This window comes from Christensenella massiliensis (assembly GCF_040409835.1).
Taxonomy (GTDB): domain Bacteria; phylum Bacillota; class Clostridia; order Christensenellales; family Christensenellaceae; genus Christensenella; species Christensenella massiliensis.
This window is the reverse complement of record NZ_CP117826.1, coordinates 865,056-877,353: the sequence shown is the minus strand read 5'-3', so window position 1 is coordinate 877,353 and position 12,298 is coordinate 865,056. Positions and strand designations below refer to the sequence as shown.

Annotated in this window: 11 protein-coding genes; 10 read left to right on the top strand and 1 reads right to left on the bottom strand. The window is 52.0% G+C overall.

The genetic code is table 11. The annotated features are described in order from the left end of the window. Positions 1 to 38 precede the first annotated feature (38 nt). On the top strand, positions 39 to 809 hold the full coding sequence (locus PUP29_RS04265) for an ABC transporter permease subunit (RefSeq protein WP_353423890.1): 771 nt from the start codon (positions 39 to 41) through the stop codon (positions 807 to 809). Between the two features lie 88 nt (positions 810 to 897). Here PUP29_RS04265 and PUP29_RS04260 read toward each other — a convergent pair whose 3' ends face one another. After that, positions 898 to 1,524, bottom strand: coding sequence for a hypothetical protein (locus PUP29_RS04260; RefSeq protein WP_353423889.1), 627 nt, complete (start codon positions 1,522 to 1,524; stop codon positions 898 to 900). Positions 1,525 to 1,987: 463 nt separating this feature from the next. On the opposite strand from PUP29_RS04260, the gene PUP29_RS04255 reads away from it, so the two are divergent. The 9 genes from PUP29_RS04255 to PUP29_RS04215 all read left to right on the top strand — a co-directional run bounded on the left by PUP29_RS04255 (position 1,988) and on the right by PUP29_RS04215 (position 12,274). After that, positions 1,988 to 2,437 (top strand): complex I 24 kDa subunit family protein, encoded by a 450-nt coding sequence (locus PUP29_RS04255; RefSeq protein WP_079547854.1) that lies wholly within the window; start codon positions 1,988 to 1,990, stop codon positions 2,435 to 2,437. A 39-nt stretch (positions 2,438 to 2,476) separates the two neighbouring features. Continuing rightward, a complete protein-coding gene (nuoF, locus tag PUP29_RS04250; RefSeq protein ID WP_079547022.1) occupies positions 2,477 to 4,351 on the top strand; it encodes an NADH-quinone oxidoreductase subunit NuoF in 1,875 nt (624 codons plus the stop codon). Positions 4,352 to 4,393: 42 nt separating this feature from the next. Next, entirely contained in the window at positions 4,394 to 6,112 is a 1,719-nt protein-coding gene (locus PUP29_RS04245) for a [FeFe] hydrogenase, group A (protein WP_079547023.1), read from the top strand. Then, positions 6,109 to 6,351: a (2Fe-2S) ferredoxin domain-containing protein gene (locus PUP29_RS04240; RefSeq protein ID WP_353423888.1), complete on the top strand. Its 243-nt coding sequence runs from the start codon at positions 6,109 to 6,111 to the stop codon at positions 6,349 to 6,351. The genes PUP29_RS04245 and PUP29_RS04240 overlap by 4 nt, the downstream gene beginning before the upstream one ends. Positions 6,352 to 6,437: 86 nt before the next feature. Further along, positions 6,438 to 8,150: a [Fe-Fe] hydrogenase large subunit C-terminal domain-containing protein gene (locus PUP29_RS04235; RefSeq protein WP_079547025.1), complete on the top strand. Its 1,713-nt coding sequence runs from the start codon at positions 6,438 to 6,440 to the stop codon at positions 8,148 to 8,150. Then, on the top strand, positions 8,134 to 9,306 hold the full coding sequence (locus tag PUP29_RS04230; RefSeq protein ID WP_079547026.1) for a SpoIIE family protein phosphatase: 1,173 nt from the start codon (positions 8,134 to 8,136) through the stop codon (positions 9,304 to 9,306). Before PUP29_RS04235 ends, PUP29_RS04230 begins: the two co-directional genes overlap by 17 nt. Then, a complete protein-coding gene (locus PUP29_RS04225; RefSeq protein ID WP_353423887.1) occupies positions 9,307 to 10,875 on the top strand; it encodes a zinc ribbon domain-containing protein in 1,569 nt (522 codons plus the stop codon). A 265-nt stretch (positions 10,876 to 11,140) separates the two neighbouring features. Continuing rightward, a complete protein-coding gene (locus PUP29_RS04220; RefSeq protein ID WP_353423886.1) occupies positions 11,141 to 11,584 on the top strand; it encodes a thioredoxin family protein in 444 nt (147 codons plus the stop codon). Positions 11,585 to 11,587: 3 nt separating this feature from the next. After that, a complete protein-coding gene (locus PUP29_RS04215) occupies positions 11,588 to 12,274 on the top strand; it encodes a cytochrome c biogenesis CcdA family protein (RefSeq protein WP_079547029.1) in 687 nt (228 codons plus the stop codon). Positions 12,275 to 12,298 lie beyond the last annotated feature (24 nt).

Below are 12,298 nucleotides of genomic sequence, written 5' to 3'. Positions count from 1 at the left end.
GGGGGCTATTTCAACCGGATTTCTTTTCAGGCGCAAATATGTTAAATACCGTTAGGTCCTTTGTGCCGTTTGCGGCGCTCGCGGCAGGGATGGCGATCGCTGTCCGTGCGGGAGGACCGGATTTGTCGTTGGGCTCTGTTCTGCTGTTGAGCGGAACAGCTGCGGCGCAGGCTGTATCTGCCGGCCTGCCGTTTGCAGCAGGGGGCGTGCTTGCCGTTGTACTGGGCGCGGCGATAGGAGCAGTAAATGGGCTGCTCATCGTACGTCTGCGGTTTCCGGCAGTATGGGGTACGCTTGCCGTGTGCATTGCTGTGCGAATGATAAACAGCCTGTTTCCCCGGAGACTTCCTGTGCCGGAACTCGCGGCGTATGCGGAGGCGCTTTTTCTGCCTCTGCTGATTGGGATACCGCTTGCGGCGCTTTTTCTGCTCGTGCTGATCCCGCTGAAAGGAAGGGAGCGGCATGGGCTGAGAATTTGCGTTTCAGTCTATGCGGCTGCCTTTGCGGCCTTGGGCGGGATTTATTTCTGCGCGAGAACCACAGGAGTCATTATGGACGGAGGGATCGATTATGAAATATGCCTCATATTCCTTGCCGGCGGTCTCTGTTTGGGCAACGCGGCGGGCAGAAAGCTACTGCCGCTTCCGGCCGCGCTTTTGCTTGCTTTTTCATGGTGTACGCTTATGAATTTATTGACTCTCTATTGCGTCAGCTCCTATTGGCAATTGGTGCTCCAGATACTGCTTGCGGCGGTATTTGCGCTCGCGGCCTTTTTCTCGAATAAGAAAAAACAGCATTCTATGGGATAAGAGCAAAAAGCAACAGAAAATATAAAATCCCGGAGGAAGCATACCGGGATTTTTATTTTAGATCAGAAAAATCAAACATTTGGGGGGATCAAGAGCTTATCCGTCCTTGCGAAAAGAGACATTTCAGAACGACTGCAAGGCCCGCATTCTGCAGTTTGCCGGTATCTTCAGCGAGTTCCTCCGGGGATAGGAGGGCAGCACCGTCGCCATCGTACAGGAGAACGGCAAGAACCGTTTCTTCCGCCGCGGAAAGCTCGTTTATTCCGGCGGGAAGCTGAGAAACGGAGAGCTCAGAAAAGGAGCCGGAAAATTCACCGGGGTCATTATAGCTGAAGGCGGAGCCCCCGTTGGTACCTGCATCGTTCGTCAGGCCGATCGCCCAATGAGGAGCCTGCGTATCGTGGGCTAATAGATAGATCATGCCGGATTTTCCATTCATCTCATCCAAATAGGTCCTAAGAGGCTCGGACTTTTCACCGTTTTGATATACCTCAAGCCATACGGCCGCCTCCGGCGTGGGATTTTCCCACTCGTAGCGAAATGCGAATATGTCCGAGCTTCCGACCGGAAAAGCTGTGGATGCGGAACGCAGATCCTCCGGGGGGATTTGTGATTCAGCTACCGCTTCGACCGTTCCCGGATTGCGAATGGAGCAGGAGACAAGAAAAAGTGAGAAAGATAGAAGTACCAAAACCAGAACGATTGTTTTTTTCATTTGGTGTTCCCCCAAAGATACTGATCCAGAGTCCTGCAAGTGCTTCGGGCGCAGAGCGTAACAGATAAACGGCCACAGATAAATGGCCAACCGTTAAAGAAAGTATAGCGCCCCCTATATCGCATTGTAATAGGGATCTTGACGCCTGCGGGCTGTCGGGAAAAGACTGAAAGGAAACCGGCAGCGCCATTGTACGGAAAGCAGATTTATTTGTTAGTTTGTAAGGACAATAAGCCCGCCGAAAAAATAACAGGGATGGAAAGCAAAAAATGCCTTTGTTACAGCACTTTTGCAATAGGAGGAGCAAGCGTAAAAAATTTGCAAAATATTCTTTAAAAAACAAGAATTTGGATTGCTATTTCCGTAAAAAAAAGATACAATAAAAAGGCATGTTAAATAATTAACAATGTTTGCGCGGAAGCGCAGGGAATTTTAGGAGGTCTTAGATTTGGAGAACGCGGAAATGCGGCAGGTTCTGGATACGATCCTGTCCGAGCACACAAAAAAGTCGGAAATCATTCCTATCTTACAGGCGATACAAAAGGAATATCGCTATCTTCCCGAGGAAGCGCTTTGCTATGTTGCGAAAAAGCTGCATGTGGGAGAGGCGAAAATTTATTCGATCGCAACGTTTTATGAGAATTTTTCTCTCGAGCCGAAAGGAAAATATGTCATCAAAATTTGCGACGGAACGGCCTGCCATGTGAGGCGGTCGATCCCGATCTTGGAAGCGCTGCGCAAAAAACTCGGGCTTTCCGAACAGAAAAAAACGACGGACGATATGCTCTATACGGTAGAGACGGTCTCATGCCTTGGCGCGTGCGGGCTGGCGCCGGTTCTTACGGTAAACGATAAGGTCTACCCCGCTATGACGCCGGATTCGGCCTGCGAGCTGATCGATACCCTGAAATAAGGGCGAAGAATAACGACGCAAACGACGGAAGGAACGGATATGATACATAACGTAAGGGAACTGAATAAGTTTAAAAATCAATATAAAAAGTCAATGGAAGCCCAGTACAAAAAAGTATTGGTCTGTGCGGGAACCGGCTGCGTGGCGGGCGGTTCGCTCGAGATATTTGAACGGCTGAAACAGCTTACCGAAGAGGCGGGAATGCCCGTTTCGGTCGAGCTCAAGAAAGAGCCGCACGAGGAGATCGCTTTTAAGAAAAGCGGATGCCACGGTTTTTGTGAAATGGGGCCGCTCCTCCGCATCGAGCCGTTTGGCTGGCTGTATGTGAAGGTAAAGCCGGAGGATTGTGAGGAGATACTCGAGAAGAGCCTCAAAGGAGATGAGCCGGTGGAACGTCTCCTGTTCCATCAGGACGGGAAAGCATACGCGGCAGAGGAAGAAATACCATTCTATAAGAAACAGACGCGTATCGTGCTTTCCAATTGCGGCCATACGGATGCGGAAGCGATCGAGGAATACATCGCGCGCGGCGGCTATCAGGCTGTTGCAAAAGCGCTCTTCGATATGAAAACAGACGATATCGTGCAGGAGGTGATGGATTCCGGCCTGCGCGGACGAGGAGGCGGCGGCTTCCCCACGGGCAGAAAGCTGCAGCAGGTGGCAAAGCAAAAAGAGGTGCGGAAATTTGTCGTGTGCAACGGCGATGAGGGAGACCCGGGCGCGTTCATGGATAGGAGCATCATGGAAGGCGATCCGCATAAGATGATCGAGGGCATGATGATCGCCGGGATCGCGACGGGCGCGCACGAGGGATATATTTATGTCCGTGCGGAATATCCGCTGGCAGTAAAACGCCTGCAAACAGCAATCGCTGCTGCGGAAAAGCAAGGGCTTTTGGGAGATAATATTTTAGACAGCGGATTCGACTTCACGCTGCGGATCAATCAGGGCGCGGGCGCGTTCGTATGCGGCGAAGGTAGCGCGCTCACCGCTTCCATCGAGGGCAACCGCGGCATGCCGCGGGTAAAGCCGCCGCGCACGGTAGAGCAGGGCTTGTTCGGAAAGCCTACGGTGCTGTCGAATGTGGAGACGTATGCCAATATTCCGATGATCATCCTAAACGGCTCGGATTGGTTCCGCAGCATGGGAACGGAAAACAGCCCGGGCACGAAAGCGTTTGCGCTGACGGGAAACGTCAATAATACAGGCCTTATAGAGGTGCCGATGGGCACGACGCTGCGCGAGGTCATTTTTGATATCGGCGGCGGTATCAAAAACGGTAAAAAGTTCAAGGCGGTGCAGATCGGCGGGCCGTCCGGCGGCTGCATGACGGAGGAACACCTCGATATGCCGATGGATTTCGATTCCCTCAAGAAAAAAGGCGCGATGATCGGTTCGGGCGGCCTCGTGGTAATGGACGAGGATAATTGTATGGTGGAAGTGGCGCGGTTCTTCATGAATTTTACCCAGAATGAATCGTGCGGGAAGTGTGTTCCCTGCCGCGAGGGCACGCTGCGCATGCTCGAGATACTGGAACGGATCGTTGCAGGCAAAGGAGAACGGGAAGACCTCGATATGCTCGAAGAGCTCGCGGATATGATATCCAAGACCGCATTGTGCGGGCTCGGGAAAACAGCTCCGTCTCCGGTCATCAGCACGATGAAATATTTTCGGGACGAATATCTCGCGCACGTTGTGGACAAAAAATGCCCCGCGAAGAACTGTCAGGCCATGAAGCGCTATGTGATCATAGAAGAAAAATGCAAGGGCTGCAGCAAATGCGCGCGCCAGTGCCCGGTAAACGCGATCAGCGGAGAAATCAAGAAGCCGTTTGTGATCGACGCGGATAAGTGCATCAAGTGCGGCGCATGCGAGACCGCGTGCAGCTTCGGCGCGGTCACCGAGCAGTTTTGACGAGATGGACGAAGCGCTGCATACAGAAAGGAAATAAGTGGTATGACTGACAAAAAACACATGATCATAGATGGACAGATCGTTAATTTTGATAAGGAGCAGAATATACTCGCGGTGATCCGCAAGGCGGGGATCGATCTGCCGACTTTCTGCTACTATTCAGAGCTCTCTATTTACGGCGCGTGCCGCATGTGCGTAGTGGAAGACGAATGGGGCGGGATCATCGCCTCATGCTCTACGCCGCCGCGCGATAAAATGAAGATCAAGACCAATACGCCGCAGCTGTTCCGTTACCGGAAAATGATTTTGGAACTGCTTCTGGCAAGCCATTGCCGTGACTGTACGACATGCCCCAAAAACGGGAAATGCCGCCTGCAGGAGCTGGCGCTCCGGTTCGGCATCGACAGTGTGCGTTTTGAAAATACAAAAAAAGAAGCGGTGGTAGACGATTCCGCGCTTTCCATTATCCGAGATTCCTCCAAATGCATTCTGTGCGGTGACTGTGTACGTATGTGCTCAGAGATCCAGAATGTAGGCGCGATCGATTTTGCATACCGCGGCTCGGACATGACGGTCTCCACCGCGTGGGGAAAGCCGCTTGCCGAAACGAACTGCGTCAACTGCGGCCAGTGCGCGTCGGTCTGCCCGACAGGCGCGATCGTGATCCGCAACTGCACGCAGAAATTCTGGGATGCGATCTATGACGACTCGAAGCGTGTTGTAGTACAATTCGCGCCCGCCGTCCGCGTGGCGCTCGGAGACGAATTCGGCCTCGAGCCGGGCACGAACGTTGCAGGCAAGATCGTGGGCGCGCTCCGGAAAATGGGAGTGGACGAGGTATACGATACGACGATGGGCGCAGACCTTACGGTCATGGAGGAATCCAAAGAGTTTGTGAAAAAGTATAAGGCGGGGAAAAAGCTGCCGCTCTTTACATCCTGCTGTCCGGCATGGGTAAAATATGCGGAACACGAGCATCCGGAGCTTGTAGAGCAGATCTCCACCTGCAAATCGCCGATGCAGATCTTCTCGGCGGTCATCAAGGAGCACTTCAAGCAGGTGCAGGAGGTGGACGGGAAGGAGACGGTCGTGTTCGCGATCATGCCGTGTACGGCGAAAAAAGATGAACAGGTACGGCCGGAATTTATTTATGAGGATGGCTCGCGTGATACGGACGGCGTTATCACTACGCAGGAATTTGCGAGCATTCTAAAACAGGCAGGCATCGTATTCGAAGACGTCGAGCCGGAAGCGGCGGATATGCCGTTCGGCATCACGTCGGGCGCGGGCGTGATCTTTGGCGTGACGGGCGGCGTTGCGGAAGCAGTCATTCGCAGAGTAGTAGATGACAAAAGCAATAATATGTTGCATAATATAGCATATACCGGCGTGCGCGGTATGGAGGGCATCAAGGAGGCCAGCATTCCATACGGCGAGGGCCGTGTGAAGATCGCTGTAGTAAACGGTCTTGCCAATGCAGAGAAGCTGATCGAACAGATCGAGATCGGGGAGGCAGAATACGATTTTGTAGAAGTCATGGCCTGCCCGGGCGGGTGCATTGCAGGTGCGGGGCAGCCGTTTACCCGCATGGAAGGGAAAAAAGAACGTGCGAAAGGCCTTTACGATGCGGACAAGCTGTCGCAGGTCAAGCGTTCGGAAGAGAATCCGGTCATGATGGCGCTGTACGGAGGTATCTTAAAGAATAAGACACACGAGCTGCTGCATGTGGATTACAATAAAAGGGAGGAAGTTGCAAAATGATGACGATCAACATTTGTATCGGGAGCGCGTGCCATTTAAAAGGCTCGTATAATGTGGTGAGCGAGCTGCAGGAGATGATCGAGGAGCATAAGCTCGGAGACAAAGTAGAGCTTACGGGCGTGTTTTGTCTCGGGCATTGCACCGATGCGGTCTCCGTACAGATCGGAGACGAGATTTTTTCCGTAAATACGGATAACGTAGGAGATTTTTTCCAGAAGCAAGTATTGGAACGGATATGAATGAAACGAAAAATGGGGGAAAGATGTGCGCCGGAGGCGCACATCTTGTATTGCTGTCAATTTTAACGGCGTAAGGAGCGGATGTTATGTCGATCATTCAGTTTAAGGAAGCCAACTGCAAGAACTGCTACAAATGTATCAGAAGCTGTCAGGTCAAATCGATCGCTTTTAAAAATGAGCAGGCGGAGATCACGGAAAAGGAATGCATTTTATGCGGGCATTGCTTTTTGGTCTGCCCGCAGAACGCGAAATATGTAGAGAGCAGTATCGATAAAGTAAAAGGATTCATCAGTAACGGAGATAAAGTATATGTTTCGGTGGCGCCGTCTTTTTCGGCTTGTTATAAAAATGTGACGTTTCCGAAAATTTCTTCTGCACTCAAAAAGCTTGGATTTACGGGGGTGGAAGAGACCTCGATCGGCGCGGCAAAGGTTTCGAAAAGCTTTATGGAGCTGATGGAAAAGCATGAAATGAAGAACATCATCACGACCTGCTGTCCGACGCTCGTTCTGCTGGTGGAAAAATACTATCCGGAGCTGATCCCCTATCTTGCGCCGGTGGACGCTCCTATGACGGCGCATGGAAAAATGATGAAAGAGGTTTACGGGCCGCGTATCAAAACGGTGTTCGTTGGGCCGTGCATTTCGAAAATACACGAAGCGCGGGAATCGGACGGTGCGATCGATGCGGTGCTTTTGTTTGACGAGCTGATGCAGTGGCTGGAAAGCGAGGGGATCGACCTCGAGGCGGAAGACCCGGATGTGCGGGAAATGAAAGCGACGGTGAACCGCTTATATCCGGTTCCCGGAGGCATCATCCAAACGATCGATAAGCCGATACGTCAGAACTACAAATGTGTGGCGGTCGATGGGATCGACCGTTGTGCGGAGGTTTTGGATTCCCTGCGGTCGGGAGAGCTTGAAAATTTCTTTTTGGAGATGAACGCATGTCCGGGAAGCTGTCTTGGAGGGCCGGGCTCTAAAGAGATCGCGATCCCATTCCTGCATGTAAAAGACCGTACGCTGCAATATGCAAAGAACCGTACCGCATGCAGCGTGCCGGTAACGGAGGATATCAGTTTGGACATCAGCCGGGAATATACGGACCGTTCGCTTCACCGCCGTGTTCCGAGTGACGAAGAGATCAGGCAGATATTCGTGCGTATGGGAAAAACGAGCGAGGATAAAATACTCAATTGCGGCGGCTGCGGTTATCCGACCTGCCGCGATAAAGCGATCGCCGTCCTGCAGGGAAAGGCGGACATCAAAATGTGCCTGCCGTTCATGCGCGAAAAAGCGGAGAGTATTTCAAACGTAGTGCTTGACAACACGCCGAATGCGATCGTGATACTCGACAGCGATTTCAACCTGATGGAATACAACAAGGCTGCGGCGGAGCTGTTCCGCTTGAATGAAAGGAACTATGTGGGCAGGCCCGTTTCCATGATCATCGACTGCGATGATGTCGACGAAGTGAAAAAGACGGGGGAAAATATTTTCGACCGTAAGGTGTTCTATAAAGACCTCGGTATCACGGTCAAGCAATCGACGATCTTTATCAGAGAAAATTCTATGTACCTGCTGCTCATAAAGGATATTACAGAAGACGAACGGCAGCAGAAAAAGATCGGAGAGATGCGCGCGGAAACAATGGAAGTAACGCAGGAGGTAATCAATAAGCAAATGCGCGTAGCGCAGGAGATAGCAAGCCTCCTCGGCGAGACGACGGCAGAAACGAAGCTGGCTCTCACCAGCCTCAAGAAATACATTCAGGAGAGTGAAGATGAGCGTATTTATTGAGACGAACAGCGAAAGCCTGTTTAAACACGGAGAAGAGCTGTGCGGAGATAAGGTGGAGATCGTCCGCAAGGGCGATGTTACGACGATCGTTCTGGCCGACGGGCTTGGAAGCGGCGTGAAAGCGAATATCCTTTCTACGCTCACCAGCAAGATCGCTGCGACGATGCTTTCCGAAGGCGCGGACATCTATGAAACGGTAGAGACGGTAGCGTCTACGCTCCCCGTATGTGCGGAGCGCGGTTTGGCTTACTGTACGTTTACGATTTTGCGCGTCAATACGGACGGGAAAGCGCACATGGTGGAATTTGATAATCCGCAGGCTATCATTCTGCGCGCGGGAAAAGAAGTGCCCGTGGAGAAAAAGGAGATCACGATCGGAGATAAGCAGGTCCTCGAAAGCCGTTTCACAATGCAGGAGGGTGATATGTGCCTTGCTTTTTCCGATGGGGCGATCCATGCGGGGGTGGGGCAGACCCTTAATTTCGGATGGCAGCGCGATAATATTGTGGAGTATGCGTGCCGCGCCTATCGAAAGGATATGCCTGCCCGTGCGATGACAAAGCTGATGCTCTCGGCCTGTAATTCGCTTTACGACGGCCGCCCGGGGGATGATACGACCTTCGTTACAACGAGGATACGGCATGCGCAGCCCGCTTTCATCATGGTCGGCCCGCCGGTAGATCCTTCGCGCGACAAAGAGTTAGTCGAACGGTTTCTGAAAGCGGACGGCATTAAGGTAGTATGCGGAGGAACGACCTCACAAATCGTCAGCCGCGTATCGGGCAGAGATCTTAGGGTCAAGATCGACTATAAGGATACAGGCGTGCCGCCGACCGGAATAATAGAGGGGATAGATCTTGTTACGGAAGGTGTCGTGACGCTTGCGAAGGCGTACGAGATCATGAAGATCTATATGTCGGAGGAAAGCGAGATGGAGGAACTGTTCGACATCTTCAAGCAGGACGGGGCCTCGCGGCTCGCACGGCTCTTACTGGAGGATTGTACGAGCGCGCATTTTACGGTTGGGCGTGCGGCGAACCCGGCGCACCAAAACCCCGATCTTCCCATTGACCTCAGCCTCAAGCTGCGTATGGTGAAAGATATTGCGAAGATCCTCCGGCAAATGGGAAAAGAGGTAGAGGTAGAATACTGCTGAATGGTCATCAGGACGCTTGTTTTAAAACTGCATAGGCCAACGGCGGCCAAGCGTTTACTGCTCGATCAGGCAATCATGCGGTATAACCGGGCGCTTTCCTACCTGTTTGAGCATACGCAGGATAATATGGAGACGGTCCTGAAAGAAATGCAGGGCGGCAGGGCGCATCTCACGCGGCGTATCATGGGCCTTTTGAAAAAGGAACTGATGGATAAGCTGAATGTATTCGGCGTACAGCCGTTTAAGGATGCGCTGAAAATGGATTATGCCATGATGATGGTCGCATGGCTTTCTCTGCGGCGGACACAGAGAAAGGCGCGTTATCCGCAGGTACTGGATGAGGAACTGTTTGAACGCCGCTTTTGGGAGACAATTCGGGAATTTGACGATGGAATGATTGGGCGGGATGGACTTAAGGCCCGGGTCAACAGGCTGTATAACGGCTATGGCATCAGTAAACCGTTATTTTTTGGCCGGTATGCAAAAAACAGGGATTATTGCCTGCTTTATGATGAAGAGCACGACCGGTTTTACGCTAAGCTATACCTTCTCAATGTAAAAGCGCCGGAACGCCGCGGAGGCATTGCGCGGGGAAGCTGCCGGCTGAGGTATGTGACGGCGGATAGAGCTCTTCTTGAAGAAGATAACCGCCGGGAACGGTATATCGTGGCGCCGCTTTCGTTTGGAAAAGAGCAGGAGGCCGTTCTTAAGGAGGGGCTTCAAAATCCCGGTATCTTTAAGACTGCACGGTTGCTTCGGAAAAACGGCGCATACTATCTTTCCGTCAATATAGCATGTGAATGCAGGCAAAAGGAAAGAAGCGAAACCTATATGGGCATTGTGCGCAGCCTGAAAGAGGCGGTGCGGTATGCGGTCGTGGACCGGAAAGGAATACCTGTCGCAGAAGGCGGGCTTCCATACGGGGAGAAAATAACGACTAAAAATGGGATGCATGCCGCGGCAAACGAGCTGGTACGCGTCGCGCAGGAATATAAAAGCCATATCGTCTCTTACCGCATGGGAAATATCGGCGATAAGCTTACATACGGCGCGGAGAGGGCAAGGCTTACAGCGGGAACTTTCAATCAGCTGATGGCGATGGTGAATTATAAGGCGGAGCTTAAAGGATTAAAAAAACCGGTATTCGTAAGTCCGCGGGGTATCTTTACTACTTGTCCGCGCTGCGGAACCAATACACAGCGGAACAGGTTCCCGGGCGGCCGTATGATATGTGTAAAATGCGGCTGCGCGGGAGACATCGAAAAAAACGGCCCGCTGAATGCGGCGCGCAGGCTGTTGAAATACAGGGGAACCGCTTTGCTGTTTTATGCAAAAAAAACGGAAGCGGGGCTGCTGATCCATAATGACGTCCTGCGGCTTGCTTATCTTGCGGAACCCACGCAGGAGGGCATAAAAGGCTTTTTCAAATTTGTGGAAGAAAAGGTACGGGAGATGAAGCGGCAGCAAGACAGACTATGCGGTGGAACTGCACGCGAGGTCAGCTATCGGAAACGGTTTATGAATATTCAAAGCGCGCGTGACGAGATATCGATCGTTGATGAAGAATAGTCAAGGTAGGATATTTATAGTATAATTGTCATAGGCGCATTTTGCTGCCGCGCCGGCCTACTGGATCCTTGCCGAAAGACGGGGTCCGGAGGGAACTTCCGCCGAGCGGAACGCGCTACGCGCGAAAAGTGCAGCTATCTGTCCGGAAAAGGCGGAGTGGCTGCACTCCGCCTTTTTGCTTGCGGTGAAAAATTGGTTAATACCCATGCGCTGTGGGTATCTATATATCTGAAAAATTATTTTTTCAATATGCAAGGGGAGAAAAATGAAACACTTTTTTTCGGGAACAGCAGGAAAAGTAACGATCGTAACAGCAGTTCTCCTGCTTGTTTTATGCGTTTTTCTGGCGAAAACGATGCAGGAGGAGAAAAAGGCAGATATAGAGCCTGCTCAGGCTATGCAGGAATGGACGCAGGACGGTTTGCCCGTTTTCGTCGATTTTACGGCCGACTGGTGCTCTTATTGCCGGGAAATGGAATCGGTGATCGAGGAGCTGCGGGAAGAATATCGGGGAAAAGTATCGTTTGAAACAGTCGATATAGACCGGCAGAAGAAGCTGGCAAAAGAATTTGGTGTTGCCAGCGTTCCGTTTTATTTACTGCTTAGCGCAGATGGAGAGCCTATCGCCTACTATCCGGGAGCCGCGGAAAAGGAAACGCTTGCATCTATGATCGACGCTGGAACGGCAGGATTGCTTTCGGGGGGATGATGAATGACAGACTTGCTTGCTCAGTTAGGAGAATTGATTTCTCAGAATTTGTGGATCGGTCCGCTTGCAGCGTTTGCCGCAGGCGTGCTGACGTCGCTCACACCATGTTCGCTTTCCACATTTCCGCTCGTGATCGGTTATGTGAGTGCCGGGAAGAGCGGAAAGCGGTCTGCGTTCCTGTATTCACTTTTGTTTTGCCTCGGGATGACTGCAACATTTACAGGCATTGGCATCGTGCTTGGAATATTAGGGCAGCAGCTCACCGCTATGGGAAGCTGGTGGTATCTCATATTAGGAGCTTTGATGGTCTTTATGGCGCTTGTGATGTGGGATGTGATAAAGCTGTTTCCTGCATGCGGCGTGCGGCAGACCACTACGAAAAAGGGCGGGCTTGGTGCGTTTTTGCTTGGGCTTCTCGGAGGTGCGTTCGCGTCGCCGTGCGCGACTCCGGCGCTTGCAGCGATTTTGGCAGTCGTTTCAAGCGGGATCAGTCTTGGGTTCGGAGCATGGATGCTTATTACCTATTCGATAGGCAACAGCCTGCTCATTATTGCAGTCGGAACGGGAATCGGCGCAGCCAATCAGCTTGGAAGCTCGGGACGGTTCGCGGCAGCAGGAAAGTGGGTACGGCTCGCGCTTGGCGCGGCAATTTTGATTCTTGGCCTATATCTGCTTTATTTAGGGTTCTGATGGAATATACGCAACGGGGTAGCT

Excerpts from the sequence above, each read along its gene's own strand:
- PUP29_RS04225 (WP_353423887.1), top strand. The coding sequence starts at position 9,307 with ATGGTCATCAGGACGCTTGTTTTAAAACTGCATAGGCCAACGGCGGCC.
- PUP29_RS04245 (WP_079547023.1), top strand. The coding sequence starts at position 4,394 with ATGACTGACAAAAAACACATGATCATAGATGGACAGATCGTTAATTTT.
- PUP29_RS04265 (WP_353423890.1), top strand. The coding sequence starts at position 39 with ATGTTAAATACCGTTAGGTCCTTTGTGCCGTTTGCGGCGCTCGCGGCA.
- PUP29_RS04255 (WP_079547854.1), top strand. The coding sequence starts at position 1,988 with ATGCGGCAGGTTCTGGATACGATCCTGTCCGAGCACACAAAAAAGTCG.
- PUP29_RS04240 (WP_353423888.1), top strand. The coding sequence starts at position 6,109 with ATGATGACGATCAACATTTGTATCGGGAGCGCGTGCCATTTAAAAGGC.
- nuoF (WP_079547022.1), top strand. The coding sequence starts at position 2,477 with ATGATACATAACGTAAGGGAACTGAATAAGTTTAAAAATCAATATAAA.
- PUP29_RS04220 (WP_353423886.1), top strand. The coding sequence starts at position 11,141 with ATGAAACACTTTTTTTCGGGAACAGCAGGAAAAGTAACGATCGTAACA.
- PUP29_RS04235 (WP_079547025.1), top strand. The coding sequence starts at position 6,438 with ATGTCGATCATTCAGTTTAAGGAAGCCAACTGCAAGAACTGCTACAAA.
- PUP29_RS04260 (WP_353423889.1), bottom strand. The coding sequence starts at position 1,524 with ATGAAAAAAACAATCGTTCTGGTTTTGGTACTTCTATCTTTCTCACTT.
- PUP29_RS04230 (WP_079547026.1), top strand. The coding sequence starts at position 8,134 with ATGAGCGTATTTATTGAGACGAACAGCGAAAGCCTGTTTAAACACGGA.
- PUP29_RS04215 (WP_079547029.1), top strand. The coding sequence starts at position 11,588 with ATGACAGACTTGCTTGCTCAGTTAGGAGAATTGATTTCTCAGAATTTG.